This window comes from Pseudonocardia halophobica, from assembly GCF_027922425.1.
GTDB lineage: Bacteria > Actinomycetota > Actinomycetes > Mycobacteriales > Pseudonocardiaceae > Pseudonocardia > Pseudonocardia halophobica.
The window spans coordinates 330,616-356,138 of the sequence record NZ_BSFQ01000002.1 but is presented as its reverse complement, the minus strand read 5'-3'; the positions used below and the strand labels follow the sequence as shown (position 1 = coordinate 356,138).

Annotated in this window: 29 protein-coding genes; 7 read left to right on the top strand and 22 right to left on the bottom strand. The window is 72.1% G+C overall.

What is annotated here, in order from left to right:
- Positions 1 to 29 precede the first annotated feature (29 nt).
- The 15 genes from PKE99_RS04055 to PKE99_RS03985 form a co-directional block, all read right to left on the bottom strand.
- Complete coding sequence (locus tag PKE99_RS04055; protein ID WP_037039965.1) at positions 30 to 734, bottom strand: type 1 glutamine amidotransferase domain-containing protein; 705 nt, start codon at positions 732 to 734, stop codon at positions 30 to 32.
- 70 nt (positions 735 to 804) lie between these two features.
- Positions 805 to 1,194: an SRPBCC family protein gene (locus PKE99_RS04050; protein WP_037039963.1), complete on the bottom strand. Its 390-nt coding sequence runs from the start codon at positions 1,192 to 1,194 to the stop codon at positions 805 to 807.
- A 25-nt stretch (positions 1,195 to 1,219) separates the two neighbouring features.
- Entirely contained in the window at positions 1,220 to 2,653 is a 1,434-nt protein-coding gene (locus PKE99_RS04045; protein WP_037039961.1) for an NAD-dependent succinate-semialdehyde dehydrogenase, read from the bottom strand.
- A complete protein-coding gene (locus PKE99_RS04040; protein ID WP_051736683.1) occupies positions 2,646 to 3,023 on the bottom strand; it encodes a nuclear transport factor 2 family protein in 378 nt (125 codons plus the stop codon). The genes PKE99_RS04045 and PKE99_RS04040 overlap by 8 nt, the downstream gene beginning before the upstream one ends.
- 17 nt (positions 3,024 to 3,040) lie before the next feature.
- Positions 3,041 to 3,769, bottom strand: coding sequence for an iron-sulfur cluster assembly protein (locus PKE99_RS04035; protein ID WP_081923698.1), 729 nt, complete (start codon positions 3,767 to 3,769; stop codon positions 3,041 to 3,043).
- Positions 3,766 to 4,992, bottom strand: coding sequence for an NAD(P)/FAD-dependent oxidoreductase (locus PKE99_RS04030; RefSeq protein WP_037039958.1), 1,227 nt, complete (start codon positions 4,990 to 4,992; stop codon positions 3,766 to 3,768). The genes PKE99_RS04035 and PKE99_RS04030 overlap by 4 nt, the downstream gene beginning before the upstream one ends.
- A complete protein-coding gene (locus PKE99_RS04025) occupies positions 4,992 to 5,318 on the bottom strand; it encodes a Rieske 2Fe-2S domain-containing protein (RefSeq protein WP_037039956.1) in 327 nt (108 codons plus the stop codon). The genes PKE99_RS04030 and PKE99_RS04025 overlap by 1 nt, the downstream gene beginning before the upstream one ends.
- Positions 5,319 to 5,321: 3 nt before the next feature.
- Positions 5,322 to 6,338, bottom strand: coding sequence for a ferritin family protein (locus PKE99_RS04020; RefSeq protein ID WP_037039953.1), 1,017 nt, complete (start codon positions 6,336 to 6,338; stop codon positions 5,322 to 5,324).
- 70 nt (positions 6,339 to 6,408) lie between these two features.
- Positions 6,409 to 6,714, bottom strand: coding sequence for an MmoB/DmpM family protein (locus PKE99_RS04015; protein WP_037039952.1), 306 nt, complete (start codon positions 6,712 to 6,714; stop codon positions 6,409 to 6,411).
- A complete protein-coding gene (locus PKE99_RS04010; RefSeq protein ID WP_037039949.1) occupies positions 6,711 to 6,983 on the bottom strand; it encodes a toluene-4-monooxygenase system B family protein in 273 nt (90 codons plus the stop codon). Before PKE99_RS04010 ends, PKE99_RS04015 begins: the two co-directional genes overlap by 4 nt.
- On the bottom strand, positions 6,983 to 8,506 hold the full coding sequence (locus tag PKE99_RS04005; protein WP_037039947.1) for a ferritin family protein: 1,524 nt from the start codon (positions 8,504 to 8,506) through the stop codon (positions 6,983 to 6,985). Before PKE99_RS04005 ends, PKE99_RS04010 begins: the two co-directional genes overlap by 1 nt.
- Positions 8,507 to 8,518: 12 nt before the next feature.
- Positions 8,519 to 9,010: a nuclear transport factor 2 family protein gene (locus PKE99_RS04000; RefSeq protein WP_051736682.1), complete on the bottom strand. Its 492-nt coding sequence runs from the start codon at positions 9,008 to 9,010 to the stop codon at positions 8,519 to 8,521.
- A 14-nt stretch (positions 9,011 to 9,024) separates the two neighbouring features.
- Positions 9,025 to 9,456 (bottom strand): nuclear transport factor 2 family protein, encoded by a 432-nt coding sequence (locus PKE99_RS03995; protein ID WP_037039944.1) that lies wholly within the window; start codon positions 9,454 to 9,456, stop codon positions 9,025 to 9,027.
- Between the two features lie 53 nt (positions 9,457 to 9,509).
- Positions 9,510 to 10,526, bottom strand: coding sequence for a type 1 glutamine amidotransferase domain-containing protein (locus tag PKE99_RS03990; protein ID WP_037039943.1), 1,017 nt, complete (start codon positions 10,524 to 10,526; stop codon positions 9,510 to 9,512).
- A gap of 325 nt (positions 10,527 to 10,851) precedes the next feature.
- On the bottom strand, positions 10,852 to 11,037 hold the full coding sequence (locus tag PKE99_RS03985; RefSeq protein WP_037039941.1) for a hypothetical protein: 186 nt from the start codon (positions 11,035 to 11,037) through the stop codon (positions 10,852 to 10,854).
- On the opposite strand from PKE99_RS03985, the gene PKE99_RS03980 reads away from it, so the two are divergent.
- Positions 10,998 to 11,291: an MmyB family transcriptional regulator gene (locus PKE99_RS03980; protein ID WP_306470728.1), complete on the top strand. Its 294-nt coding sequence runs from the start codon at positions 10,998 to 11,000 to the stop codon at positions 11,289 to 11,291. The genes PKE99_RS03985 and PKE99_RS03980 overlap by 40 nt on opposite strands.
- A gap of 58 nt (positions 11,292 to 11,349) precedes the next feature.
- On the opposite strand, the gene rph is transcribed toward PKE99_RS03980, so the two are convergent.
- On the bottom strand, positions 11,350 to 13,980 hold the full coding sequence (rph, locus tag PKE99_RS03975) for a rifamycin-inactivating phosphotransferase (RefSeq protein WP_081923697.1): 2,631 nt from the start codon (positions 13,978 to 13,980) through the stop codon (positions 11,350 to 11,352).
- A 364-nt stretch (positions 13,981 to 14,344) separates the two neighbouring features.
- Between rph and PKE99_RS03970 the strand changes: the two genes are divergently transcribed.
- Both PKE99_RS03970 and PKE99_RS03965 read left to right on the top strand, forming a co-directional pair.
- Positions 14,345 to 14,740, top strand: coding sequence for an STAS domain-containing protein (locus PKE99_RS03970; RefSeq protein ID WP_051736681.1), 396 nt, complete (start codon positions 14,345 to 14,347; stop codon positions 14,738 to 14,740).
- A 296-nt stretch (positions 14,741 to 15,036) separates the two neighbouring features.
- Positions 15,037 to 15,465 (top strand): DUF6401 family natural product biosynthesis protein, encoded by a 429-nt coding sequence (locus PKE99_RS03965; RefSeq protein ID WP_197040423.1) that lies wholly within the window; start codon positions 15,037 to 15,039, stop codon positions 15,463 to 15,465.
- Positions 15,466 to 15,481: 16 nt separating this feature from the next.
- On the opposite strand, the gene PKE99_RS03960 is transcribed toward PKE99_RS03965, so the two are convergent.
- Positions 15,482 to 16,384: a universal stress protein gene (locus PKE99_RS03960; protein ID WP_037039938.1), complete on the bottom strand. Its 903-nt coding sequence runs from the start codon at positions 16,382 to 16,384 to the stop codon at positions 15,482 to 15,484.
- Positions 16,385 to 16,601: 217 nt separating this feature from the next.
- On the opposite strand from PKE99_RS03960, the gene PKE99_RS03955 reads away from it, so the two are divergent.
- Positions 16,602 to 16,787, top strand: coding sequence for a CsbD family protein (locus tag PKE99_RS03955; protein ID WP_037039934.1), 186 nt, complete (start codon positions 16,602 to 16,604; stop codon positions 16,785 to 16,787).
- Between the two features lie 245 nt (positions 16,788 to 17,032).
- Here PKE99_RS03955 and PKE99_RS03950 read toward each other — a convergent pair whose 3' ends face one another.
- The 5 genes from PKE99_RS03950 to PKE99_RS03930 are packed head-to-tail and all read right to left on the bottom strand — an operon-like array spanning position 17,033 to position 22,596.
- Positions 17,033 to 18,127 carry a Gfo/Idh/MocA family protein gene (locus tag PKE99_RS03950; protein ID WP_037039933.1) on the bottom strand — a complete coding sequence of 365 codons (1,095 nt, stop codon included), beginning with the start codon at positions 18,125 to 18,127 and terminating at the stop codon, positions 17,033 to 17,035.
- A 19-nt stretch (positions 18,128 to 18,146) separates the two neighbouring features.
- Positions 18,147 to 19,148 carry a sugar phosphate isomerase/epimerase family protein gene (locus PKE99_RS03945; RefSeq protein WP_051736680.1) on the bottom strand — a complete coding sequence of 334 codons (1,002 nt, stop codon included), beginning with the start codon at positions 19,146 to 19,148 and terminating at the stop codon, positions 18,147 to 18,149.
- Positions 19,149 to 19,161: 13 nt separating this feature from the next.
- On the bottom strand, positions 19,162 to 19,557 hold the full coding sequence (locus tag PKE99_RS03940; RefSeq protein WP_037039931.1) for a C-glycoside deglycosidase beta subunit domain-containing protein: 396 nt from the start codon (positions 19,555 to 19,557) through the stop codon (positions 19,162 to 19,164).
- Between the two features lie 16 nt (positions 19,558 to 19,573).
- The gene (locus PKE99_RS03935) at positions 19,574 to 20,992 is read right to left on the bottom strand and encodes an MFS transporter (protein WP_051736679.1); all 1,419 of its coding nucleotides are present in this window, start codon (positions 20,990 to 20,992) and stop codon (positions 19,574 to 19,576) included.
- Positions 20,993 to 21,039: 47 nt separating this feature from the next.
- The gene (locus tag PKE99_RS03930) at positions 21,040 to 22,596 is read right to left on the bottom strand and encodes a GMC oxidoreductase (RefSeq protein ID WP_037039929.1); all 1,557 of its coding nucleotides are present in this window, start codon (positions 22,594 to 22,596) and stop codon (positions 21,040 to 21,042) included.
- 108 nt (positions 22,597 to 22,704) lie between these two features.
- Here PKE99_RS03930 and PKE99_RS03925 point away from each other — a divergent pair, with 108 nt between their 5' ends.
- From PKE99_RS03925 to PKE99_RS03915, 3 genes are all read left to right on the top strand, one after another.
- Positions 22,705 to 23,976, top strand: coding sequence for an ROK family protein (locus tag PKE99_RS03925; RefSeq protein WP_231498021.1), 1,272 nt, complete (start codon positions 22,705 to 22,707; stop codon positions 23,974 to 23,976).
- Positions 23,977 to 24,007: 31 nt separating this feature from the next.
- Entirely contained in the window at positions 24,008 to 25,042 is a 1,035-nt protein-coding gene (locus PKE99_RS03920; RefSeq protein WP_051736677.1) for a sugar phosphate isomerase/epimerase family protein, read from the top strand.
- 265 nt (positions 25,043 to 25,307) lie between these two features.
- Positions 25,308 to 25,493: a hypothetical protein gene (locus tag PKE99_RS03915; protein WP_197040422.1), complete on the top strand. Its 186-nt coding sequence runs from the start codon at positions 25,308 to 25,310 to the stop codon at positions 25,491 to 25,493.
- Positions 25,494 to 25,523 lie beyond the last annotated feature (30 nt).

The following is a 25,523-nucleotide window of genomic DNA, read 5'->3' as shown; positions in this document are numbered from 1 at the left end:
CGTCCTCGGACGCCCCCTTCGCTCGATCCCTACGCGGCGGTGTCCGCGACCAGGCGCTTCGCCAGCGCCTCGGACGACGCCGGGTTCTGCCCGGTGTAGAGGTTCCCGTCGACGACGACGTACTCCGCCCAGTCCCCCGGCGCGGCGCTGTACACGCCGCCCTCGCACCGGAGCCGGTCCTCCAGCAGCCACTTCGCCAGCGGCGCGGTCCCGACGGCGTGCTCCTCGGCGTTGCTGAACCCGGTCAGCTCCCGACCGGCGAAGAGCCAGCCGCCCTGGTCGTCCCGGGCCGGCAGCAGCGCCGCCGGGCCGTGGCACACCGCCGCGACCGGCTTGCCGGCGTCCGTGAAGCGGCGCAGGAGCTCGCCGAAGGACTGCGAGACGGCGAGGTCCTCCATCGGGCCCCAGCCACCGGGGACGAACACGAAGTCGTGGGCGGCCACGTCGACGTCCTCGAGGACCTCGGGCGCGTTCAGCGCCTCGATGGACGCCAGGTGCTCCCGGATCCGTTGTCCCGCAGCGGCGTCGCCGCCGTGCATCTCCGGCGCGAAGCCCGCCTCCGTGGCGGTGGGCGCGACCCCACCGGGGGTGGCGATCGTGATGTCGAGGCCGGCGTCGGCGAAGACGCGGTGCGGCGTGCTCAGCTCCTCGGGCCAGTAGCCCGCCGGGCTCTGCGAGCCGTCCGCCAGGGTCCAGTGGTCCACGCCGGTGACGGCGATGAGGACGCGGGTCATGTCAGTGCCTTTCGTGCAGGTCAGCGCAGGTCAGCGCAGTTCAGCGCAGTTCAGCGCAGTTCAGCGCAGTTCAGCGCACGTGCTGCGGGAGCGTGCGCACGGCTTCGGAGATCGCGGCCTCGAAGGGCACCGCGAGGGTCTCCGGCTCGATCTCGGTGCTGTAGACGACGATCGACCGGTCGGGTCCGAGCTCGATGACGTCAATGGTGCCGAGGTGGTGCTCGACGGCCAGGTCGCCGCCGATCGCGCGGTACTGGAAGCGGCGCAGCTCGGGATCGCTGGTGACCACGACCTCCTCGAGCGTCGCGCCACCGCGGAGCACCACGGTGCGGCGCGTGCCGTCCCCCGTGGAGCCGTCCATGGCGGGGAACCAGTCGGCGACGTTGGCGGAGTCGCTGACGACCTTCCAGACCGCGTCGGGCGCGGCGTCGATCACGACGTGGGAGCGGAGCGAGGGCATGTTCTTTCCTCTCGTAAGTGTGGGTTCACCAGTCGACGGCGAGGTAGCTGACCTCGAGGTACTCGTGGACGCCCTCGAAGCCGCCCTCGCGGCCCAGACCGGACTGCTTGAGGCCTCCGAAGGGGGCGGCAGGGTCGGAGATCGCCCCGCGGTTGACCCCGACCATCCCCGACTGGAGCCGCTCGGCAACCGAGAGGGCCCGGCCGAGGTCAGCGGAGTAGACGTAGGCGGCGAGGCCGTACTCGGTGCTGTTGGCCAGCGCGACCGCGTCGTCGTCGTCCGCGACCTCGACGATCGGGGCGACCGGCCCGAAGGTCTCCTCGACCGAGAGCACGCTCCCCCGGTCGACCCGGCTGAGCACGGTCGCCGGGTAGTAGAACCCCGGCCGCTCCAACGCCGACCCTCCGGTGTGGACCCTCGCGCCCCCGCTCACGGCGGCGTCGACCCGGGCGATCAGGTCCGCCTGGCGTCGCGCGTTGACCATCGGGCCGAGCTGGGTCGCCTCGTCGGTGCCGGGACCGACCGTGAGGGCGGCCATCCGGGCGCTGAGCAGGGCGGCGAACTCGTCCGCGACCGCGGGGTGCACGAGGAACCGGTTCGCCGCGGTGCAGGCCTGTCCGCCGTTGCGCATCTTGGCGAACATCGCGCCCTCGACGGCCGCGTCCAGGTCCGCGTCCTCCAGCACGAGGAACGGGGCGTTGCCGCCGAGCTCGAGCGAGGTGTTGACGATGCGGTCCGCGGTCTGGTGGAGCAGGGCACGGCCGATCGGGGTGGACCCGGTGAAGGACAGCTTCCGGACCCGGGAGTCGGCCAGCGCCCGTTCGACGAGCTCGCCCGGGCGGTCCGTGGTCAGCACGTGCACGACACCCTCGGGCACGCCGGCGCGGGCGAGGAGATCGGCGAGGTGGATCGCGGTGAGCGGGGTGTCCTCGGCGGGCTTGAGCAGCGCGGTGCACCCGGCGGCGAGGGCCGGGGCGAGCTTGCGGGTGGCCATCGCTGCGGGGAAGTTCCAGGGGGTGAGCAGCAGCGCCACCCCGACGGGCCGGTGGACGGTGAGGATCCGGTTCGCGCCGCTCGGGGCGATGCGGAGCTCGCCGCCGATCCGCACGGCCTCCTCGGCGAACCAGCGGAAGAACTCCGCGGCGTACCGGACCTCGGCGCGGGCGTCGGCGCGCGTCTTGCCCATCTCCAGGCTCATGAGCAGGGCCAGGGGCTCCAGCTCGGCGAGCATCAGCTCGTGGGCGGCGTGCAGGATCTCCGCGCGGCGCCGCGGTGCCGTGGCCGCCCACGCGGGGAGCGCGCGGGCGGCCTCCTCGACCGCTCGGTCGACGGCGGCACCGGTGACCCGCGGGACCTCCGCGATCGGCTCGCCGGTGGAGGGGTCGAGCACCGTGAAGGTGCCGTCGGCCTCGGGCGTGTAGCCCTTGAGCAGGAGGTCGACATCGACCACGTCAGGCATCGACGATCTTCCAGTAGGAGTCCTTGCGGACGATCTTCTCGTCGCGGAACTCCCAGTGGTCGCAGCCGCGCGCGCGGACCGGCGTGCCGTCCGTGGCGGTGCCGTGGACCAGCCACTCGGACACGGCGAGGTCACCGCTGGTCCAGTGCTGGTCGGCGTCGTACTGCACGTCCGGGATGGCGGCGAACCGGGCCGCCAGGCCCTCGCGCACCGCCGCTTTGCCGACGAGCCGCTGACCGTGGGGCTCCGGGCCCTTCGACGTGTCGAACGTGCAGTCGTCGGTGAAGAACTCCATGATCGCGTCCAGGTCGTGCGTGTTGAACGCCTTCATGATCGATTCGAGCGTCTCGATGGAGACCGACATGGTCATGCCCTTTCGGAATGCAGTCAGAAGTTGGAGAAGCCGATGGCGCGCAGCTGCTCGCGGCCGTCGTCGGTGATGTCGGCGGGGCGCCAGGTCGGCAGCCACTCCCACTCGACGGTGAACTCGATGCCCTCCTCGGAGAGGAAGGTCTTCATCTGGCTCTCCATGACGCCGGTCAGCGGGCAGGCCGCCGAGGTCAGCGTCATGACGATCGTCGCGTGGCCCGCCTCGTCCAGCCGGATGCGGCGGACGAAGCCCAGGTCCACGACGTTGACCCCCAGGTCCGGGTCGACGACGTCGTAGAGCACCTCGCGCACGGCGAGCTCGGCCTCGGTCTCGGCGCGGTACTCCTGGACCGGCGGCGCCTCCGGCGCCTCGATCGACGGCGCGGGCGCCGTCAACCCTCTGGGCCGCAGGACGATCGTGACGTCGCTGGTCTTGCTGCTGATCCAGTCCGCGACGCCGTGGGCCTTGCGGCGCACCCGCACAATGTCCTCGGCGGACACCGCCCGCGCGGCGGCGAGCACCAGCGCCTCGGGGTCCAGACCGCACTCCTGGGCGCGGACCAGCGCGGCGTCCAGCATCCGCGCGAGCGGCTCGCAGACGGTGCCGGCTCCGAACCGGAGCCGAGCCCGCGCCTCGACCGCCGGTGTGCCGAGCACCCGGTCGAGGGCCTTCGTCGCCTCCGCCTCGGTCAGCCGCACCTGCGGCTCCCGGACGGTGATGTCGGTGAGTTCGGCCAGTGCGGTCATGCCCGTACCTCCGATCGACGTGGCCTCTGCGGGAGAAGGCCTTTCAGGGCGAAGTCCTCGTCGGCGAGCTGTGCTGCGGTGACCTCGTGCGGCACCGCCAGCACCTTGCGGGTCTGCAGCAGGTCGCGCGGGCGGTTCAGCGCGACCATGCCGGTGATCCGCCCGTCCGCGAGCGAGAACACGGTGAACGAGCGCTCCTCGAGCGAGCCCCGCAGGACCGTCTGGCCCCCGAGCCGCCCGAGGGACTGGACGTTGTGCTCGTACTGGTGGGACCAGAAGTAGTGCTCGCCGGTCCACGGCTCGCTCTCGCCGAGAAGCGTGCGGGCCAGGGCGGCACCGTGGCGCACCGCGGTGTCGTGGTGCTCGACCCGGACGTGCCGTCCGTGGTGCAGCCGGGACGCGACGTCCCCGACGGCGTAGACGTCCGGCGCGCTGGTGCGGCCGTGCTCGTCGGCGAGGATCCCGCCGTCGACGTCCAGGCCCGCCTCGACGGCCAGCTCGGTGTTGGGCACGGAGCCCACGCCGACCAGCACGTCGTCGCACTCGACGACCTCGCCGTCGCGGGTCCGCAGCTCCACACCGGACGGGGTCTCGCTCATGCCGGTGACCAGCTCGCCGGTGCGGATCACCACGCCCTGTTCGCCGTGGACGTCGAGCATCGCGTGGCCGACCTCCGGCCCGACGACGCGGGCGAGGGGCAACGCCTCCGGCTCGAAGACCGTGACGCGCACGCCTTTCGCCGCGGCGACCGCGGCCACCTCGCAGCCGATGAAGCCGGCGCCCAGGATCGCCAGGTGACGCCCGGGTACGAGCCGCTCCGCGAGCCGCTCCGAGTCCGCGATCGTGCGGACGACGTGCACCCGGTCCCCCTCGAACCCGGGCAGGGTCCGGGCCCGGACGCCGGTGCCGAGCACCAGCGCGTCATAGGTGAGGGTGCTGCCGTCCGACAGCGACAACCGCCGCAGACCCGGATCGAGGGCCTGGGCCCGGGTGCCGAGCACGAGCTCGATGTCGTTGTCCGCGGCCCAGCCGTCCGGGTTGGCCTGGAAGTCCCCCCTGCCGAAGGTACCGGCGAGGTACTCCTTCGACAGGGGGGGACGCTCGTAGGGCAGGTGGGGCTCGCCGGAGACGAGCACGATCTCGCCGGCGAACCCCGCCGCCCGCAGGCCGGTGGCGGTGGCCGCGGTGGCGACCCCACCACCCACCAGCACGTACCGGGACATCAGACCCGCACCTGCACGGTGCCGTCCTCGTCCACCTTGCACTCGTAGCCGACCAGCGCGCAGTTCGCCGGGTTGACGCCCCTGCCGGACGTCACGTCGAACTCCCAGAGGTGCTGGGCGCAGGTCAGCGTGGTGCCGTCGAGGTCACCGTCCTGCAGGGGCCAGTCCTGGTGCGGGCAGCGGTTCCGGTAGGCCATCACCTGGTTGCCACCGAGGTTGATCAGCAGGACGGAGGTGCCCTCGACGTCGACCGACTCGAGCTCCCCCTCCCACAGGTCGTCGACGTCCATCACGGCGTGCCACTGGCCGGTCGCGGTGTCAGCCATCGCTCACACCGCCTCGGCCGCGGTCTGGAAGAGACCGGCGTGGAACTTCTCGCGGGCAGCCTGCGCACCGGCGACGACGTCGGCCGTGGGCGCCCCCAGCAGCGGCGCGAGCGCCTCCACCGCGGCGTCCGCACGCGCGGACCAGCGGTCGATCCACTTGCGCAGCGGCGCCTCGTTCTCCGGCCGGGAGGTGAGGCAATGCGTGGCGAGCGCCCCGCTCCACCGGTTCCGGCGGTTGCTGTCCTCGGCGAGCACGTCGCACAGCAGCCAGGTCAGCTCGTCCCCGTTCGCCTTGCTGGCCTCGCCGAGCTGGCGGATCAGCAGGTCGTCCAGGGTCGGGCCGAGGACCAGGTTCAGCGCGGTGAACGCCTCGCCGAAGTCGTAGGCGACGAGCGCCCGCTCGATCGCCTCGCGGGCGGGCTGCCAGGCCGGGTGCTGCTCCCAGAGGCCCCGCTCCTGCGTGCCGATCCCGGAGTCCGGGTGCGCGAGCTGGAGCTCGCGGGTCCGGTACGCGGTCATGGTGACCCGGCGCAGGAAGTCGGCGTTGGCGTAGCCGGCCGCGCTCGTGATGTACGAGCTCGGGCCCATGTAGCCGATGTAGGCCTCGACCAGCTGCATGCCGTGCACCAGGTAGCGCGACGGCGTGAAGAGCGCGCCGAGCCGGGTGACCTGCTCCGGCGTGAGCGCGTCCGCCGCACCCGCCTCGCCGTAGCTGTCGAGCATGCCGTCGAGCTTGGTCTGCTCGTCCGCCTGCAGGTGCACGTAGGAGCGGTAGGAGATCTGGTCCGGGTCGCGGAAGCCGTCCCAGTCGTCCACCTGCAGCGGCGAGTGCTCGCGGTAGGTGAGGAACCAGAGGTTCATCGGCGACGACGGGTTCTGCTCGAACGCGCTGAGCCTGCCCGCGCGCGTGTTCCAGTTCTGCGCGTGCGTGACGATCTCGTACTCGCTCGGCATCTTCCGGACGTCGCCGAAGGCGCTGAACGTCCGGAGCTTGCGCGGCTTGCGGGCAGGTGCGCTCATCGCTGGGCCTCGCTGCGCTCGGCCCGCGCTTCGCGCAGGCGCTGTGTCAATGATTCGCTCGCACGCTCGCTCATCGTGTCGCTCCTTCCTTGGCGGTGAGTCCGGCGCGCTCCCAGGTGATCGAGTCGCTCCGCGTGATCGCGCGGCCCGCGAACGACGCGAGCAGGTTCTCCAGCGAACGGATCTTGTAGTCCGCACCCAGGTAGGACTGCAGGGTCGCCTCCGTCAGCACGACCCGGTCCTCGCCCTGGATCCGCACATAGGAGCCGCGGTCGATGACCTCGATATCCGTGTCCGGGTTGTCGTCCTCGATGGCCGCCACGATCTGCTCGACCTCTTCGCCCATCCGCAGGACGGGCCCGACGGGGTTCTTCACGAGCTCGCTCCGGTCGTGTCGTACTCGACCGCGACGTGGTCGAGGGGTTGGATGCCGGCGTCGCCGACGGTCAGGTCACCCGGCAGGGCCCGTCCGTTGTGGACGACGACCTTGGGGTACGGGAGGGCGCGCACGCGCCTCCCCTCGGAGTGGTGGGCCACCGCGGCGGCGACCTCGTCCATCGTGTTGGCGGTGGTCACCGGGACGAGGATCTCGACGAAGTCCGTCGAGAAGATCGCGTTCAGCGGCACCAGCTGCGGCTCGCTCATCAGCTCGCCCCTCCGACCTGCACGAGCCCGGTGGCCTCGCGCCCGACGTAGTCCTTCGTCCAGGCCGTGTAGTCCGGGTCGTCGCCCATGACCTCGGGCGTCATGCCCATGTAGCCGAGGATGCCCTCGACGGTCATCGGCTGGATCGCGCCGGCCAGGAACCGGTCGACCAGCGTCTGGTGGTTGACGTTGTCCCGGTCCTTCCACCAGATCTGGCGGCAGCCGTTGCTGCAGAAGTGGTAGGTGCGGCCGCTGTAGCTCAGCGACTTGTTGCGGATCCGCCAGCTGCCGTCCCGCGACTGGGTCGGGTTGCAGCAGGGCAGGTGGCAGGTGCTGCACAGGTACGGCAGCGTCTCCGGCAGGGTCGCCTCGACGTTGTTGTTGTTGATGTTGTCGATGATGACGTCCCACTTGTCGCCGTAGACCGTCTCCCAGTTGGGGTACTTCTCACGGAGCCAGTCGCGCTCGTCCTTGGAGACGCCGGCCTTCGGCTTCCACCACAGCGTCGGCCGCCACCACCACATGCCCATGTGCAGGCTGTGGTGCCAGGTGTCCAGGCCGCGCATGAACTCGTCCCAGAACCACGGCTTCTTCAGGCCGTAGTCCTCGATCGTCCGCACGAACTGGTCGACGATCCACTCCTCCATGAACTCCCGGTAGGACTGCTTCCGGTGCTCGACGGGGGTGTAGTAGTCCATGGACGGGCCGGTCAGCGCGGCGAAGGCGCGGGCGGAGCCCCAGAAGCCCTTGTCGATGACCCACTGCGCGCGCACCGGGTCGTGCTCGACGAGGATCTCCAGGGTCGCGACGCCCTGCTGGCTGTGCCGTGCCTCGTCCGTCTGGATCGAGGAGATCATGTTGGCGAAGTTGATGTCGCCCGACTCCAGCGCGTCCGCGGACAGCGCCACGAACTGCAGGTTGGTGAAGCCGGTCTCGAAGGCCAGCGGCACCTGCAGGGCGCAGTCGACCACGTTGGACGTGGTCATGATGCCGTCGAACAGGGTGCGCAGCGAGATCGGCACCCAGTCGTTGGTGGTGTAGGCCTTCTGCGTCCAGTCGTACTGCGGGTCCTTGACCACGAACTCGTGGCCGAAGTACGTGGTGAGGGCGTTGTGCCGCAGCTCGTCCAGCTGGCCGAAGGTGGCCATGTTGCGCCACGCGCCGTTGAGGCCGAAGCGGGCCATCTTCAGCTCGGCGAGGACGGCGGTGTACTCGACCTGGGCGACACCACCGAAGTGCATCTTGGTCGAGGACTTCCAGCCCTCGTCGAGGTGGTCGAAGGTCGTCGAGCGGGACAGGGCGGCCTTGACCGCGTAGGTCGAGGTCTCCTTCTCACGCTGGGTGTACACGTACTCCTGGTAGGAGACCTTGTAGTCCTCCTCCCACTTCAGCCACGCCTCACGCGGCACCTTGCCGGTGCCGGAGAACCACTCGGGGAAGGCGGCCTCCTCGTCGACGTACGACAGCGTCCAGTCGACGTCGCGGACGAAGTCCTGCCACTCCTCGCGCTTGAGCAGAGTCATTCCCGGGTCTCCTTAGTCGACTTCGAGGTGGCCGAGGGCGCGGCACACGTAGGCGTTGTCCCAGTAGGCCCGGATGCTGTCGATCAGGCCCTCGGGGTTGACGTGGAGGATGAACAGGTGGGGCGCGACGATGGACCTGCCCTGCGGCGCGATGAAGGCCCACGCCGACTGCTGGGTGCCGGTGATGTCGCACGCCACGACGACGTCGCCGTTGTTGTTGCCGTCGATCGAGTGGATGTCGTTGCCCAGGTTCGGGAACGCGTTGATCAGACCGCTCCAGATCACCTTGCCGATCGTGCGGACCTTGCCGTCGCCGCGCATCACGCGCTGCTTCGCCCACACCTCGAACGGGATGTAGGAGAAGTCGGCGTTGTCGGTGCACATGTCGGCCATGGTCTCGACGTCGCGGCGCCGATAGGCGTCGAAGAAGTCCGAGACGATCCGGACCGAGTCCTCCGCGGTCGCGGTCGTCGTGGGGGCCGGGGTGGGAGCCACTTGCGTCATGGTTCGAGTCCCTTCTAGACGATCGCGACCTGGTCGGTCCGCTTGACGGCGAGCCGGCGCAGGAGCTGGTTCTGGCACCAGTAGACCTCGGTGCCGGTGATCTCCTCACCGGTCACGGTGAACCGCCACGCGGAGTCGATGTCGAGGTGCTTCTCCTGGTTGATCGCGCCCAGGAAGTCCGTGGCCTGGGTGCCCTCGATCTTCAGCTCGACCACCACGACCTGACCGAGCTCGATCACGCTGCGGACCGTGAGGTGCAGGTCCGGAAACGCGGAGGCGATGGCCTCGAGCACGGCGCTGAGCTCGGCCTTGCCCTGCTGGACGACGTCCAGCGGGAAGACGGTCACCTGCGCGGAGTCGGCCACCGTGGAGAGCGCGGCGTCGACGTCCCGGTGGCGGAAGCCCGTGAGGAAGGCCTCCACGGTCTGGCGCGGGCTGACGGTCATCTTCGACTCCTCGGATCGACTGGTCGCTCTGCCGAACAAGCGGGACAGGGGGTTCACAGGCTCAAGGCCTTGAGCACGGCGTCAGCGGTCGCCTCGGTCGAGTTGGGGTTCTGACCGGTGATCAGGTTCCGGTCGACGACCACGTGGGAGGCCCAGGCGAACGGCGCGTCGTCGAACACGGCGCCGGCGTTCTTCAGCGCGGCGTCGAGGTACCACGGCATCCCGAGCATCCCGATCGCGTTCTGGTCCTCCTCCTCGTCGGTGTAGGAGGTGACCCGGAAGCCTTCGAACAGCCACTGGCCGTCGTGCCGCTCGGGGGCGGACAACAGCACCGCGGGTCCGTGGCACAGGCTGGCGACCGGCTTGTTCTGCGCGTGCAGCGCGGCGATCAGCCGGCCGGCGTCCGCGTTGTCCGCCAGGTCGACCATCGGGCCGTGGCCGCCGGGGGCGAAGAACGCGTCGAACTCGGCGAGCTGCTCCTCGCTCAGGTCCGAGAGCGCGACCGGGGACCGGAACCCGGGGATCTCCCCCAGCTCGGCCTTGCGCTCGTCCGACTTCGCCCGGGCCGCGGACTCGAGCTCCTCGACCGCGCCGCGCAGGGCCGCCTCGGGGAGCCCGCCGTCGAGCCCCTCGGCGAGCATGACGTCGACCAGCTTCTCGTTCTTCCGCCAGGCGATCTTCGCCGCGTTGCTGAGGATCCCGTGCGCCTCCTCCGGCGTGCGCCCGGCGTCGACCATCCGCTGGGCGATGCGACGGGAGGCCACCAGCTCCTGCTCGGTGGTGTGGGCCAGGGTGATCCGGATGTCGTCCGGGTCCTGGTGGAAGGTCCGGTAGACCGAGGCGAAGTAGTCCCTGTCCTCGTCGGGGTAGTGGAAGAACGCCTCCAGGCTGTAGGGGTCGATGACCGGCGCCTTGCCGTCCGGCGTCATGACGACCACGTCGGCTCCGGCGGCGACGAAGCGCTGGTAGGCCTTGAGCGCCTCCTCGGCCCAGAACCCGGTCGGATGGTTGCTGCTGTCGCGGAGATCGATCTCCCGTGCACTGGACACGAGAAAGGCGATGCGAGGCATTTGTCACTCCCCGTGACTAACTGGTTGAGTAGGAAGAACGTAGCGGGGGGTCACGCCCGGGGGCATCGCAGAATCCTGCTGCGATGTTGCGCATTCCTGCATCGAGGCGCGGCGGGGCTGTCACCAGCGATGTTACGGCGGAGTTGCCGCGTCCGCAGCCCCACCCGCGCCACTGCATCCGAGCGGCCGATCCACGGCCCCCTGCTCCCACGCTGCTCGGCACGGTCGCTTGCACTCGCCCGCTGTCACTCGGAGTAGCCATTTCCGGGAGTCGTGTCTGGTCATCCCCGACGGGTCGAGGGCCACGAAGTGCTACACCCGCCGACTACCGACGAGGGGCGGGGAGGCCGGACCGGACGGCGATCTTCGACTGGCCGTAGGCGCCCCGCCCGTCGTAGCCGCGTTCCCGGTTCAGGTCCTGCCAGTTGATCGCGCCTCGCGCCGCGGCCACGCTGACCTGCGACGTCACGCGTGCCCTGCCCGCGCGGAGCAGCGCCAGCAGGTGTGCCACGAGGGCGCAGTGCCCCAGATGGTCTGTGCCGAACTGCGGCTCGAACCCGTCGGCCGTGGGAGTTCCGGCGCTTCTGGGACGACCACGAGGTCGGCATCCGTCCGCAGGAGGTCAAGCGCTACGTCCACCCCGAGCTCGGCCGACCGGAACTCAACGGTCAGAGGCTGATCGACCCCGGTCAGTCGGACTCGTTGCTGGTCTACACCGCCGTCCCGGCACCGAGAGCTACGAGAAGCTGCAGCTGCTCTCCGTGATGGGCACACAGTCGCTCCACCGGCGTCGGTGTGGCACCCACGACGCAGGTGCCCCGTGTCAGCTCAGGAGCTCGACGTACCCGCTCGTCCCGTTGACCCGGATCCGCTGGCCGTCCCGGATCAGGCGGGTGGCCCCTTCCACCCCCACCACGGCGGGCAGGCCGTACTCACGGGCGACCACCGCACCGTGGGTCATCCGGCCGCCGACCTCGGTCACGAGCGCCTTGATCGTGACGAACACGGGTGACCAGCTGGGATCGGTGTAGGCGGTGACCAGGATGTCGTCGGTGTCGAGGTCGGCCTGCGCCAGGTCCGGGACGACGCGGGCGCGTCCCTCGACGGTTCCGGCGGACACCGCGAGCCCGGCCAGGGCACCGGCCGGGACGTCGTCGCGCCGGTAGGACCCGGAAAGGGCCTCGCCGTCCGACGTGAGCACCCGCGGTGGCGTGAGCGCCTGGTACCCGCGGTACTCCTCCTTGCGCCGCGCGATGAGCTGTCGGTCCACGCGCCCGGTGCGGACGACGTCGCACAACTCGTCGAACCGCAGGTGGTAGATGTCCTCGCGGTCACCCACGACGCCGTCGCGCACGAGACGGTCGGCCTCCCGCAACAGGGCCTGCCTGTAGCGGAAGTAGCGGCTGACCATGCCGAACTTGGGGTACTCGCGATACCCGATGAAGGTCCGCAGGCGTTCGATCATGGTCTTCGTCTCGGCCGCCCGGCGGTCCCCGTCGGGCAGCGCCCGCAGCCGGGCGAGCAGGTCCTGTTCCTTCTCCCACGCCTCCTGCCGCCCCTGCTCGAAGCGCCGGCGGCTCGCCTCGGGTCCGGCGTGCTCGACGTGCCCGAGCAACACGGGAACGAGGACGGTGGGCTGCTCGCTCCACCGGGGCCTGGTGATGTCGATCTCGCCGGCGCAGCGCATGCCGTAGGTGTCGAGATAGCCGCGGATCGCGTCCCGCGCCTCGCGCCCGCCCGCGACCCGGGGCAGCTCGGCCAGGAAGTCGTCGTCCGGGAAGCTGCCGTCGCTGACGCCGCGCAGGAACTCCACCACCGCCGGGTGGGCACGGACGACGTCGGCGACGTCGAGGAGCGCCAGCCCCATCTCCGAGGTCACGCTGTTCGGGGCGGACCGGCTGAGCGTGTCGGCCGCGCCCTCCTCCCCAAGCCACTCGCGCAGGTGCTCGTCGAGCCACCAGGCCGCGTTCATCGCCGTCATGAACACCCGGTGGCCGAACGGATCGAACAGCAGCCGCCGCAGCTCCTGGAGGTCCTCGCGGACGAAGTCGAGCAGCTCCGATCCGTGACGGGTGCGGATCTCGCGGTCGAGGAGAGCCAGCGACGCCTGGGTCTGCGCGACCAGCTTCTCGACGACGACCGGGTCGGGGTCGACCGGGTCCGTCGGCGGGACGGCGCGCGGTCCGTCGTCCGTCGAGGGCTCCCCGACGAGGTCGCCGTGATCCAGGACCGTCCGCAGCGCGTCCGCCATCAGCGGGTCGGACCGGCCCATGGCCTCCAGCAGGTTCTGCCGGCCGGCCGCCGAGGCGAGCATCGGGGTGGCGTCGACGAACAGCCGTCCGCCGGCCTCGGCCATCGGCCGCGGTGTCGTCATCTGCCAGAACGAGAGCCCGAGCGGCGTCAGCGGGTCGGTCATCATCTGCTGGTGCCCGACGGAGAGATAGACGTGGGCGCCCTCGTCGTCGGCCGGCGGGACGGGGAACAGCGTGGTGATCGGGCGGCTCTGCACGATCCGGACGTCCTCCCCGGCCAGGCACCACTCGATGTCCTGCGGGCACCCGAAGTACTTCTCGATGCGGCGCCCGAGGTCCGCGAGGCGCAGCACCTGCGCGTCGGTCAGCGCCGGCTGCTGCCGGGCCTCCGGTGGGACCTTCTGCGACCGGGTCCCGCCGCCGGCCGTGGCCCGGACCGCCCACTCCTTCGTGGCGATCGCCCGGTCGACGACGGTGCCGTCGTGCACCGTGAAGCGGTCGGCGTTCACCAGGCCGGAGACCAGGGCCTCGCCGAGCCCGAGGACGGCCTCCACGCTGGTGACCCGCCGGTTCGACGTCACGGGGTCGGCCGTGAACAGCACGCCCGACGCGTCCGGGACGACCATCTCCTGCACGACGACGGCCATCCGGACCTGCCGGTGCTCGACGCCGCCGCGCAACCGGTAGGCCACCGCACGCTCGGTGAACAGCGAGGCCCAGCACCGCCGGACGCCGTCGAGGACGGCCGCGGCTCCCACGACGTTCAGGTACGTGTCCTGCTGGCCGGCGAAGGAGGCCGTCGGGAGGTCCTCGGCGGTCGCGCTGGACCGCACCGCATAGGCGGTCGCGTCGCGGAGCGGGCCGGTGATGGCCGCGACGAGGTCGTCCGGGACCGGGAGGGCCGCGACGACCTCGCGGATCTCGGCGCTCAGGCCCGCGATCGCCTCCCGGTCATCCGGGTCCAGCCGCGAGAGCCGATCAAGCCGGTCCTCGAACGACGGCACCCTCGCCGTCACCCGCCGGAACGCCTCCGTCGTCACGCAGAAGCCGGGCGGCACGTCCACGCCCTCGATCCGCGAGAGCTCCCCCAGGTGTGCGCCCTTCCCACCCACCAGCCCGATCCGGCCGCGGTCGATCTGCTCGAACCCCAGCACGGGACGACCGAGCGCGACCGACGTCGCCGCGGCACTGCCGCTACCCACCACGGATTCCCCCACTTCGTCGGCTGCAGCCACCGTCCACGCAGTACGGAGCCCGGTGACGGCCGCAGAGTGTGCGGCACCCACCGGGTCTTGTGGCAAGCCCCCCGGAGCGCTATACGTTGAAGTGGGGCAGAGATCGGTTCCCGGGGTCTTCGCCGCGCGGAGAGCCGACGGCTCGGGCGGAGCCCCTGAGGAGACGTGCGGCTGCGCGCCGGATTGCGTGACACCGCCCAGGGTGGGACCGTTCCGGTGCGGGTTGCATGGGCCTGAAGTGCGATGGCGGTGACCTGTCGGGGCGACGACCTCGCCCACGACGCCCAGGTCCGGCCCCGCCGGTCTTGGCCCTCCGAGTAGTTGGTGCTCGATGACCGATTCGGACGATGTGTGCGGTCAGGCTCGAGGACGTGCGCGACCCCCGGATCGCCGCCTGCGTCTTCGCAGGGCCGACACGGGCCGGCTGGCCGTCGTCGAGGCCAGCGGGGACATCGACCTGACGAGTGTCGAGGAGTTCGACTCGTGCCTGTGCGACGCGGCTGCAACGCTCCACCCCGGTGCCCGGTTGATCGTGGATCTCTCCGCCGTGGGCTTTCTGGCGGCCTGCGGGGTGCGCAGCCTGCTGCAGGCTGAACGTCTGGCGACTCGACGCCGTGGACAGATGCGGCTGGTCGCGGCGACCGAGCAGGTCCTGATGCCGCTGACGGTCCTGGGTCTGCTGGAGAGGCTGCACGTGTGCGGCTCGCGGAGCGAAGCCGCCGCATAGGCGCAACCACGGCAGCATCCGGCCCCCCGGTCCTCGTCACCGCCACCTACATCGCGCTGCTCGGCGCGCTGGCCCTCGCGGCCGCGCTGGCCTCCGGCCTCGGCGGGCGGGACGTACGAGAGCGACCAGCCCGGATACCGGACCCGCTGATGACGGTCTCGACCGCACCTCGTCCCTCCGACGGCACCGCCCGGACCTCTGCGTCCGGGGGCCGCGCCGAGCCCCACCTGAGTCGCTCACCACAGCCGACGGGAGGGGATGTGCGGCGGCGGACCCCACGGCTAACCTGCGGGATCGTGAGTGATGCCGCGCGCCCCCTCGCATCCCGGCCCGTGCCCCGCACGCTGCGCTCGGCCCGGCGCTGGCTGCGTGCGCTGCACGACGAGCTCGGCACCGCGGGGCTCGCCGCCGCTGCGGCGCTCCCCGGACTCGCCGCCGCGATCGACCAACACGCGGCCGCGGTGCACGACGCCACCACCATCGGACTCGAGGCGTCCGCCGCCGTCGCCGGCCTCCTGCTTCTGGCCGGTTACGCGCACGGCGTCCTCACCGAAGCGCGCGCGCACGGATGGCACCCGCCCGCTGCCGGGCCGAGGGGGTGGTCACGGGCGGACTGGACGAGCGTCCGCCTCGCCGCGATCTGCGCGCTGAGCACCCACCCCGAGCACGTCCGGACCGCTGACCTGCCGCCCTGGCCACGCACGATCACCCCGCCGTCCGCCTGACCTGAGTCGCTCGAGATCACCTCGTCGGCTGCGCCGCGCCGGCCTCGGGGCGCACGATGGCGACCGGGGCCGCCGCGTGGGGCAGCACCGCCTGGCTCACCGAACCCAGCAGCGCGCCGCGCACCGTGCCGCGCCCGCGCGAACCGACGACGACCAGCCCGGCGCCGCGCGACCGCGCGACCAGGGCGGCCGCCGGCGGGTCCCGCAGCAGGACCCGCTCGACCGGCACCTCGGGGTGTTCGGCGGTCCGGGCCGCCAGGCACTCGTCGAGCAGTCGGCGCTCGTCGGTCTCGACCGCGTGCCAGTCGATCAAGCCGGCCAGGTAGGGATCGTGGACCGGGTCGCCCCAGGCGCGCACGGCGACCAGCGGGGCCCGCGTGCGCGCAGCCTCGTCGAAGGCGAAGCCGAGCGCGGCCTCGCCGTGCGGGCTGTCGTCCACCCCGACCACGATCGGGGCGGCCGTGTCGCGCGGGGCCCCGTCGCCGCGGACGACGACCACCGGCCCCGCCGCCTGCGCGGCCACCGCGATGGCCACCGACCCGAGCAGCAGGCCGACGAAGCCACCACGGCCTCGGGAACCGACGACGACAAGCTGGGCGGTGGCCGACTCCTCGCGCAGCACCGCCGGGGCCCCGCCGGCGCGGACCTCGGTCGTGATGTCGAGCTCCGGGGCGGTCTGCCGCGCCACCTCGACGGCGGCCTGCAGGTCCTTCTCGGCAGCCTGGGTGAGGACCTGCCGCTCGTACTCGGCGGCGAGCGCCAGTGTGCGCGGATGGTAGGTCCTCCACACCACGGCCGCGACGAGCCGCAGGGGGGCGCCTCGCCCTTCGGCCTCGACGGCTGCCCACCGGACGGCGGCAAGGGCCGTGTCCGATCCGTCGACTCCGACGACGACCGCGGTGCGGGCGGTGACGCTCATGGTCCCTCCTCGTCTTCCGGCCCTCCACGGTCCGTCGGGCCGCCTGCACCTCACCCCATCCGAGGGCCGCCGGAGACGAGGTCGTCGGTCGTCGACCTTCGGGACCTTCGTCCCGGTTCCTGGGCCCTCGCAGCGCGATGTTCCGGAGGACGACCACCGGGGTACCTCCTCGCTGCCGACCTCGACGACGGCCGGTCCGGCAATCGAAGGAGCAGCCATGGCGATGGACGACAAGATCGACAACAAGTCCGAGGAGTTGAAGGGCAAGGCCAAGGAGGGTGTTGGCCGCGCCACCGACGACGAGGAACTGCAGGCCGAGGGCCAGGGCGACCAGGCCTCCGGCAAGGTCAAGCAGGCAGGCGAGAAGGTGAAGGACGCCGCCAAGGACGTCTTCAGGAAGTAGCCCGGCCTGCTGCTGTACGGCGCCCGGCTGCCTCTTCGGCACGCCGGGCGCCTCGCTTCGCCGGCAGCCAACTCGTCAGCGGGGCCGAGCCACGGTGACGAGAGCGCCCTGCTCGAAGCGCTCCGCGCCGGACTGATCTACGGCGCTGCGCTCGACATCCTCGAGGCCGAGCGTCTCGATGCCCGATCCGCTCCGCACACCGTCCTCAGGAGGGGCCTCGGACCATCAGCCGTGTGCCGCCGGACTCACGCGTCGGAGACAGTCACCCAGGCCCTGGTGCGGGTCGACTCGACCACCGCCTCGGTGATCCGCGCGGCACGCAGGCCGTCGGCGAAGGTGGGCAGTCCGTCCGCCTGCTCGCCGCGCAGGGCGGCGTAGGTGTCGGCGACGAAGTCGGCGAAGCACTCGTAGTAGCCCTGGGGATGGCCGGCGGGCAGGGTGGCCGAGCGTCCGGTCGGCGCGCCGGGGCGCGCGGGGTCGCGGTGCAGGATGCGGTTGCCGTCCCGGCCGCCGATCCAGAGGGTCTCCGGGTTCTCCTGGTCGAAGGCGTAGCTGGCGTCGGGGCCGTCGAAGGAGAAGGTCAGGGCGTTCTTGCGGCCGGCGGTCGCCTGGCTGATCACGGCCGAGCCGACGGCGCCGGCGTCGGTCTCGAAGAGCAGGACGGCGGCGTCCTCGGTCGCCACCGGCACCGGGGCGCCGGTGGCGTCGGGGCGCCGGTCGGTCATCCGGGCGAAGCGGGCCTGGACCCGGACGATGCGCTGGCCGGTGACGAACTCGGCCAGGTCGCACCAGTGGACGCCGATGTCGCCGAACGCCCGCGTGGTGCCGCCGATGCCGGGGTCGACCCGCCAGTTGCCCGCCTCCGGATCGGCCAGCCAATCCTGCAGGTAGGAGCCGTGCAGCAGCCACGGCGGCCGGTGGCCGGGCTCCTGGATCCGGGCCCGAGCCTCGCGCACCGCAGCGTAGTAGCGGTAGACGAACGGCACCGTCGCGACCAGCCCGGCGTCCGTGACGAGTCGGACGAGCTCGGCGGCGGTGGCGGCGTCGACCGCCAGCGGCTTCTCGCACACCACCGCGACTCCCTCCGCGGCCGCCGCGCGCACGGCCGCGGCGTGGGCGACGTTGGGCGTGCAGACGTGCAGCACGTCGACCCCGGTGGCGAGGGCCTCCTCGACGGTGCCGGCCGCCCGTTCCGCACCGAGCGTGGCCGCGGCCCGGCGGCCCTTCTCGGGCGTCGATCCGACGACCGCGACGAGCTCCGCCCCGACCGTGCGCACCGAGCGGGCGTGGACCTGCCCCATGAACCCGGTGCCGACGATCGCGGCGCGGACCCTCTCCATCGGACTCACCCCTGCCCGGTCAGACCGCGGCGCGGGGGCGGGCGGCGATCTCGTCGAGGATGCGGCGCTCCAGCGCGTGGTGGCGCGAGATCATGTCGGCCGCGTCGGGCTCGGCGACCCAGTGCCAGGCCTCCCATTCGCTGGACACGTAGCCGGTGTAGCCGATCTCGACGAGCAGCTCGAGATGCGCGCGGTAGTCGATCGTCGGCTCGTCGCCGCGGGGGTCGATGTCGTAGAACTTGCCGTGCACGTGGCGGATCCACGGCCCGATCTCGCGCCAGTCCTGCGGGTCCTGGTGTCCGAACAGGCCGACGCCCTGGATGAAGAGGACCGAATCCATCGAGGCGCCGGACGCGGCGACCTCGCCGATGAGGTGGTCGGCGTGCTCGCCCGCGGCGTAGGTACGACGGCCCAGGTCGAGGATGTCCTCGGGCACGCCCCGCTCGCGGTACTCCTCGACGAGGGAGTCGGCGAGCCTGCGGGTCGACGCGCCGAAGTCCGGGATGAACCCGAGCCGTTCGGACTGGGCCCGCTCGTAGAACGCGAGCAGGTTCTGCACCCAGGGCGAGCGGACGGTCTCCGGTGCGTGCAGCTCCATGGCGAGCGTGACGCCGACGCGCTCGGCGTGCGGGAGCAGCTTCTCCATCACCGCCACCGTGGCCAGGTTCTGCACGCGCACCAGCGGGAAGCCGAGCGTCACCGCGGCGTCGACCTGGGCGCGCAGGTGGTCGACGGTCTCGTCCCCGGTCAGGACGCGGTCGCGCCGGACGGCCCGGTCGACGTTGATCGCCAGGCAGCTGGGCTCCAGGCCGTGCCGGTCGACGAGGTCCCGGAACTCGGCGGCGAAGGCGGGATCGACGTGCGGGAAACCGCGCACGCTCTGGAAGCCGACCATCTCCAGGCCGGGCCCGAGACCGCGCTCGGCGACGAGGCGGACCAGGTCGGCCAGGGAGTACCGCAGGCCGTGGAACTCCGGGGTGAAGCTGTAGAGGGTGGTCCCGAGGCGGGGCAGGGCGGGCATGGAGGTGCCCCTTTCAGGCTGCTTGGGTGGTGGTGAGCTGGTCGGTGACGGTGTAGACGTCGTCGATCGTCGGGCCGATGATGATGTACGGGACCCGCGAACCGAGCCGGACGGTGAGTTCGTGTGGCCCGTGGGCCAGCGGCCCGCCGAGGTCGACGTGGACGGTGGCGGGATCGAGGACGTACCACCAGACGTCGATCAGCGGGCCGAGCTCCCCGAGCGCACGGCGCACCCCGTCGACCTCCACGCCGATCCGCTCGGCGGGCACCGGCGTGCCGTCGAGGGTCACGTCGAGGACCCTGAGCGAGGCCAGCGGCAGGCTGCGGTACCAGTTCAGCCGGATCTGGAAGCGGGCACCCCGGTCGGTGGGCCGGAGCGAGTCGTCGACGACGAGCCGGTGGGCGAACATGGAGTTCCTCTCGGGGTCAGGCCTGGCTGGCGCGACGCGCGGCCAGCTCGGCGGAGATCGCGGGCAGCTGCTTCTCGAGGCGGTAGCAGGCCAGTGCCGCGGCCTGCAGGAGCGCGAGCACGATCGGCAGACCGACGTAGAGCCAGAGCACGCCGGTGGCGATGCCGGGGGTGTGCTGGTCGGGGGCGTAGCCGATCGCGGCGAGACCCCAGGCGAGCAGGGCCGACCCGAGGGCGGTGCCGACCTTGGTGCCGAGGCTGTAGCCGGAGTAGAGCAGGCCTTCGTTGCGCTGCCCGCTGCGGTGCTCCTGGTACTCGACGGTGTCCGAGATCAGGGCGGGGGCGGCGACGAAGCCGAAGCCGCCGACGATGTTGGCCACGAAGAACACCGCGACGAATGCGGGCAGGTTGTCGCGCAGCGGGATCAGGGCGAGGGTCAGCACCACGGAGGCGAGCAGGCCCAGGACGATGCCGCGCCGATGGCCGAGCTTGCGCAGCACCCACGGCGTGACGACGGAGCCGGCGAGCGCGGAGACGGAGAACGCGGTCAGCACGAGGGTGATCGCGGCGGGGTTGCCGAGCACGGCGAGGGCGAAGTAGATCGTGCCGCCGGTGATGACGCCGAGGCGGGCGAACATGGCCAGGGTGGAGCCGAACACGGCCAGCCAGGGGCCGTTGCGCAGCATCGTACCCAAGGCGATCTTGAACGACCCGCGTTCGCGGTTGACGTGGACGAACGGGACGCGTTCCTTGGCGGTGCCGGCGACGATCCAGAACAGCAGCAGCCCGAGCGCGGCGAAGATCGTGACGGTGAGCAGGAATCCTCTGCGCTGGTCACCGCCGCCGACGGCGGCGACGAGCGGCGTGGTGGCGGCGGAGACCACGACCAGACCGAGGGAGGCACCGGCGAACCGGAACCCGCTCAGCGTCATCCGGCTCTGCGAGTCCCGGGTCATCATCGGCATGAGCGCGCCGTAGGGGATGTTCACCAGCGAGTAGGCGAGCCCGACGAGGATGAACGTGACCCCGGCCCACACGAGGTCGGCCGCGCCGCCGGTGTGCGGCGTGACGAAGGTCAGCACGGTGAGGACCGCGAGGACCGGGGCGCCGAACAACAGGTACGGCCGGGCGCGGCCGAAGCGGGTGTTCGTGCGGTCGAGCAGGACCCCGACGGCGGGGTCGACGATCGCGTCGAGGATCCGGCCCACGAGCAGCAGGGTGCCCGCGGCGGCGGCACCGATCAGCGCCACGTCGGTGTAGAAGAACAGCAAGAAGCTGGTGATCGTGGTCCAGGTCAGGTTGGACGCCAGGTCGCCGGCGCCGTAGCCGAGGCGTTCGCGCAGGCTCGGGCGGTCGGCCCGGACGGTTCCGACGCCGGCGGAGCCACGGCCGGGATCCGAGGATCGGGGGTCGGGCTCGTGCACGGTCTCGCTCATCGTTGAGAGTCCTCGCAAGTGGGGCCGTCGCCGGCCGGGGTCAAGGGTCAGGCAGTGCTGAGGGCGTGCTCGTGCGTGGTGACGGGCGCGCCGCCCAGGCGCCCGGCGATGTCCCGGGCGCCCGCGACGGCGAGCGCGACGGAGGTGAGGGTCGGGTTGCAGGCGGTCGGGGTCGGGATCACGCCGTTGCCCGCGACGTAGAGGCCGTCCACGCCCCAGACCCGGCAGGTCGGGTCGCAGACGGAGGTGCCGTCGTCGACCTCGCCCATCCGGACCGAGCCCTGGTAGTGCAGGGAGCTGCCGGGCGGCAGGACGGTCGGGCGGTCGTCGAGCGGCTCGCCCAACGCCCGGCCCGCCCGCCGGACGGCGTCGGCCGCGGCGGCGATCGAGGCCTCGTCCTGCCCGGTGAGGGTGTAGTGGATGCGCATGGCCGGCATGCCGTAGCCGTCATGCTCGTCGTCGGCGAACTCGACCCGGTCCTCGGCCCGCAGCTCCTTGGCGCAGAACCAGCCGAGCCCGACGATCGAGCCGGGGGCGGGCTCGTCGCCGTCCGTGAGGGGCACGGGTGAGGCGTCGAGCTGCATGACCTGGCCGTGGAAGGGCTCGGCCGAGGTGTAGGGCACCCAGCTCACCCCGCTCGCCGCGACGAGCGCCCCCGCACGGCCGGTCTCCGTGCCCGCGGACGGGAGGTCCCGCAGGCGCACGGCGTACACCACCTGCGGCTGGTCGTTGAGGTAGCGGCCGAGCGCGGCCGGGCGGATCCCGGAGGCCCAGAGCAGCTGTGGCGTCCGCAGGGCGTCGGCCGCGACCACGACGTACCCGGCGCGCACGACGTGCTCGGCCCCGGACTCCAGGTCGCGCACCCGCACCCCGCACGCCCGCCCGTCCTCGACGAGGATGTCGGTGACCAGGGCGCGCTCGGTCAGGGTCGCGTTCGGGTTGGTCCGGAACGGCTCACCGAACACGACGTCGGACCCGGACCACACCAGGCCGCCGTCGGCGCGGCGGGTGACCGCCAGCGGCATCGGCTGGACCCGCCGGTCCGCCGCGCGGTGCTCGTCGAGGGCGGCGCCCAGGCGGGCCCGGACGACGTCGGCCAGCGGCGCGTCGGCCAACGCGTCGGCGGACACCGTGAGCAGGCGCTCGGCCTCGTCGAGCAGCGCGTCGAGATCCGGGAGGAAGGCGATCCGCTCGCCGTCGCCGGGCCGGGGGCAGGCCCCGGTCCAGTGCGCGCCCATGCCGCCGACGTTGCTCGACATGGCCGCGGCCGGGAGCCCGTCCTCCCCGTCCTGACGCCATCCCGACTCGAGCAGGAAGGTGCCGGGCCGCGCCCGGCGGACACCATCCTCCAGCTCGGCCGCCCCGGTGAGGCTCGGCCGGTCCACGCTCGGCCCCTCGGAGAGCCGCTGGGCCCGCTCTCGCTCGGCGGGGTCGGTGATATTGCGGACGTGCCCGCCCACGGGCTCGCCGAGGACAGGGCCGACCTCGAACACCGCGACGCGCGCGGTGGGCGCGACCTCGCTCAGGACACGCGCGTAGGTGGCGCCGACCGGACCGCTCCCGACAACGACCACATCAGCTTCGTTCGGGAAGAACCGATCCATCGCAACGCTCCATTACGTCCTACGAACTGGGAAGACGCGCCTCGATCAGGCGACGGCGCAGACGATATGTGCGTATGGAACAGACGTCAATGGGGTAGGATCCGGGCCGTGCAACTGGTGCCGTCCGCGCAGGACGTCCTCGTCCTGGCCCAGCTCGTCGACCTCGTCCGGACCGGGCGGGCCACCACCCGTCCCGACCTCGAGGCGGCCACCGGGCTCGGGCGCAAGGTCGTCACCCAGCGGATCAAGGACGGGCTCGACCTCGGGGTGCTGGCCGAGGGCGACCTGGCCCCGTCCCAAGGCGGGCGCGCCCCCCGCACCGTGCGCTTCCGCGCCGAGGCCGGGTTGATCCTGGCCGCCTGCCTCGGCGCCTCGGAGTGCGATGCCGCGCTGACCACGCTCGACGGCCAGGTGCTGGGCAGCCTGCACCTGGAGGTCGACATCGCCGACGGGCCCGCCTCGGTGCTCGAGCGCGTCGACACCCTGTTCACCGAGCTCCTCGACCGGCACGGGCGCGGGCGCGACCTGTGGGGGGTCGGGGTCGGCGTCCCCGGGCCCGTCGACTTCACCACCGGCCGGATCGTCGCTCCGCCGATCATGCCCGGCTGGGACGACTTCGACGTGCGGGCCTGGTTCCGCAACCGCTACGACGCCCCGATCTGGGTGGACAACGACGTCAACCTGATGGCCCTCGCCGAGTGGCACCGCGGCACCCCGCGGGAGGGCCGAGACCTGCTCTACGTCAAGGTCGGGACCGGCATCGGCAGCGGGCTCGTCTCCGGCGGGCGGCTGCACCGCGGCGACACCGGCGCCGCCGGTGACATCGGGCACGTGCGCGTGACCGACGACGAGTCGGTCGTGTGCCGCTGCGGACGGACCGGGTGCCTGGAGGCCGCCGCGGGCGGCTGGGCGCTCGCCCGCGACCTCACCCGCAGCGCCCGCGCGGGTGCGAGCCCCTTCCTGGCCGAACGGCTCGCCGAGCGGGGTCGCCTCGCTCCCGAGCACATCGGCCAGGCCGTCGCCTCCGGCGACCCGGTCGCGCGGGCGGCGATCGTCGGCGCTGCGCGCACCGTCGGCGGAGCCGTGGCCAACATCGTCAACTTCGCCAACCCCGGCGCCGTCGTCCTCGGCGGCGGTGTGCTGCGCACCGGCGACGAGTTCTTCCGGATCTTCGCCGACACGGTGCGGACCCGCGCCGTCGAGCTGGCCACCCGCCGCCTCGCCGTGCGGACCTCGTCCCTGGACTTCACCGAGGGCGTCACCGGCGCCGCACTGCTCGCCGTCGAACGCCTCTTCCGGCGAGACGCCCTCCCTCTCTGGATCGCCCACGGCAGCCCGGCCGGCTCGGCGATCCGCCTGCAGAACGCCTCCGTCGCCTGAGCGACGGCCCCCACTTCGTCGAGGAGACCCCATGACCCCGGCCGACGCCGTCCCTGCTTCCGTCCGTGCCCCGGTCACCCTGTTCACCGGCCAGTGGGCAGACCTGCCCTTCACCGAGGTCGCCCGGCTCGCCGCCGAGTGGGGCTACGACGGGCTGGAGATCGCGGCCTCCGGCGACCACCTCGACCTGGAGCGCGCCGAGGCCGATCCCGCGTACCTGCGCTCCCGGCTCGAGATCCTCGACGAGTACGGCCTGCGCTGCTGGGCGATCTCCCACCATCTCACCGGCCAGGCCGTCTGCGACGACCCCATCGACTTCCGCCATCGGGCCATCCTCCGCCCCGCCACCTGGGGCGACGGCGACCCCGAGGGCGTGCGACGGCGCGCCGCCGAGGACATGAAGCGCGCAGCGCGCGTGGCGCGGAAGCTCGGGGCGGACACCGTCGTCGGCTTCACCGGCTCGAAGATCTGGAAGTACGTCGCGCTGTTCCCGCCGGTACCGCAGGAGGTCATCGACGAGGGCTACGAGGACTTCGCCCGGCGCTGGAACCCCATCCTCGACGTGTTCGACGCCGAGGGCGTCCGCTTCGCCCACGAGGTGCATCCCTCGGAGATCGCCTACGACCACTGGACCTGCGTCCGCACCCTCGAGGCCATCGACCGCCGCCCCGCCTTCGGGTTCAACTGGGACCCCTCGCACATGCTCTGGCAGGGCATCGACACCGTCGGGTTCATCACCGACTTCGCCGACCGCATCCACCACGTCGACTGCAAGGACACCCGGATCCGCCCCGCCTCCGGCCGCGCCGGCGTCCTCGGCTCGCACCTGCCGTGGGGCGATCCCCGCCGCGGCTGGGACTTCGTCTCCACCGGTCACGGCGACGTTCCCTGGGAGGACGCGTTCCGTGCCCTCGCCGCCATCGGCTACTCCGGGCCGATCTCCGTCGAGTGGGAGGACGCGGGAATGGACCGGCTGCACGGAGCCGCCGAAGCCGTTCGCTTCATCCGCTCCCTGCTCTGGCCCCTGCCCGGGGCCTCGTTCGACGCGGCGTTCGCCCACCGGTGACCGCCTGCTCGCCGGCGAGCGGCGAACGCCGTGATCGACCGGTTCCGTCGTAGTGGGTCTTCCTCGGCCGCACGCCGTCGACCAGGCTGAACGCCGTGCATCGCCGATGCCCTGGGCGTGGGGCCAGTCGGCGAGCGCGTGTCCACCAGCCGCGGGAGCCACGATGACCACCGACGAGCCCGACGACCGCCACCGCTGTCGATGACCGTCCTCATGCGCCTCGGTCAACTACACCGGCCGGACCTCCATGGAGGTGGGGATCCGGGTGACCACGGAGAACCTGACCGACCAGACCGTGCGCCACACCAACAGCTGCTACTTCACGATGGTCGCGATGGACGCCGACAAGAACCCGGTCGCCGTACGCCCGCTGACGCCGGACACGCCGGACGAGAAGCGGCGGTGGGCCGAGGCCGAGCTCCGCCGGGCGGAGCGCCGTTCCACGCCGTGACCGGGATCAGAGGTCGATGAGGACCTTCAT

Coding starts and splice junctions, on each gene's coding strand:
- PKE99_RS04055 (WP_037039965.1), bottom strand. CDS start 734: ATGACCCGCGTCCTCATCGCCGTCACCGGCGTGGACCACTGGACCCTG.
- PKE99_RS04050 (WP_037039963.1), bottom strand. CDS start 1,194: ATGCCCTCGCTCCGCTCCCACGTCGTGATCGACGCCGCGCCCGACGCG.
- PKE99_RS04045 (WP_037039961.1), bottom strand. CDS start 2,653: ATGCCTGACGTGGTCGATGTCGACCTCCTGCTCAAGGGCTACACGCCC.
- PKE99_RS04040 (WP_051736683.1), bottom strand. CDS start 3,023: ATGACCATGTCGGTCTCCATCGAGACGCTCGAATCGATCATGAAGGCG.
- PKE99_RS04035 (WP_081923698.1), bottom strand. CDS start 3,769: ATGACCGCACTGGCCGAACTCACCGACATCACCGTCCGGGAGCCGCAG.
- PKE99_RS04030 (WP_037039958.1), bottom strand. CDS start 4,992: ATGTCCCGGTACGTGCTGGTGGGTGGTGGGGTCGCCACCGCGGCCACC.
- PKE99_RS04025 (WP_037039956.1), bottom strand. CDS start 5,318: ATGGCTGACACCGCGACCGGCCAGTGGCACGCCGTGATGGACGTCGAC.
- PKE99_RS04020 (WP_037039953.1), bottom strand. CDS start 6,338: ATGAGCGCACCTGCCCGCAAGCCGCGCAAGCTCCGGACGTTCAGCGCC.
- PKE99_RS04010 (WP_037039949.1), bottom strand. CDS start 6,983: ATGAGCGAGCCGCAGCTGGTGCCGCTGAACGCGATCTTCTCGACGGAC.
- PKE99_RS04005 (WP_037039947.1), bottom strand. CDS start 8,506: ATGACTCTGCTCAAGCGCGAGGAGTGGCAGGACTTCGTCCGCGACGTC.
- PKE99_RS04000 (WP_051736682.1), bottom strand. CDS start 9,010: ATGACGCAAGTGGCTCCCACCCCGGCCCCCACGACGACCGCGACCGCG.
- PKE99_RS03995 (WP_037039944.1), bottom strand. CDS start 9,456: ATGACCGTCAGCCCGCGCCAGACCGTGGAGGCCTTCCTCACGGGCTTC.
- PKE99_RS03990 (WP_037039943.1), bottom strand. CDS start 10,526: ATGCCTCGCATCGCCTTTCTCGTGTCCAGTGCACGGGAGATCGATCTC.
- PKE99_RS03970 (WP_051736681.1), top strand. CDS start 14,345: ATGACCGATTCGGACGATGTGTGCGGTCAGGCTCGAGGACGTGCGCGA.
- PKE99_RS03960 (WP_037039938.1), bottom strand. CDS start 16,384: ATGAGCGTCACCGCCCGCACCGCGGTCGTCGTCGGAGTCGACGGATCG.
- PKE99_RS03955 (WP_037039934.1), top strand. CDS start 16,602: ATGGCGATGGACGACAAGATCGACAACAAGTCCGAGGAGTTGAAGGGC.
- PKE99_RS03950 (WP_037039933.1), bottom strand. CDS start 18,127: ATGGAGAGGGTCCGCGCCGCGATCGTCGGCACCGGGTTCATGGGGCAG.
- PKE99_RS03945 (WP_051736680.1), bottom strand. CDS start 19,148: ATGCCCGCCCTGCCCCGCCTCGGGACCACCCTCTACAGCTTCACCCCG.
- PKE99_RS03940 (WP_037039931.1), bottom strand. CDS start 19,557: ATGTTCGCCCACCGGCTCGTCGTCGACGACTCGCTCCGGCCCACCGAC.
- PKE99_RS03935 (WP_051736679.1), bottom strand. CDS start 20,992: ATGAGCGAGACCGTGCACGAGCCCGACCCCCGATCCTCGGATCCCGGC.
- PKE99_RS03930 (WP_037039929.1), bottom strand. CDS start 22,596: ATGGATCGGTTCTTCCCGAACGAAGCTGATGTGGTCGTTGTCGGGAGC.
- PKE99_RS03920 (WP_051736677.1), top strand. CDS start 24,008: ATGACCCCGGCCGACGCCGTCCCTGCTTCCGTCCGTGCCCCGGTCACC.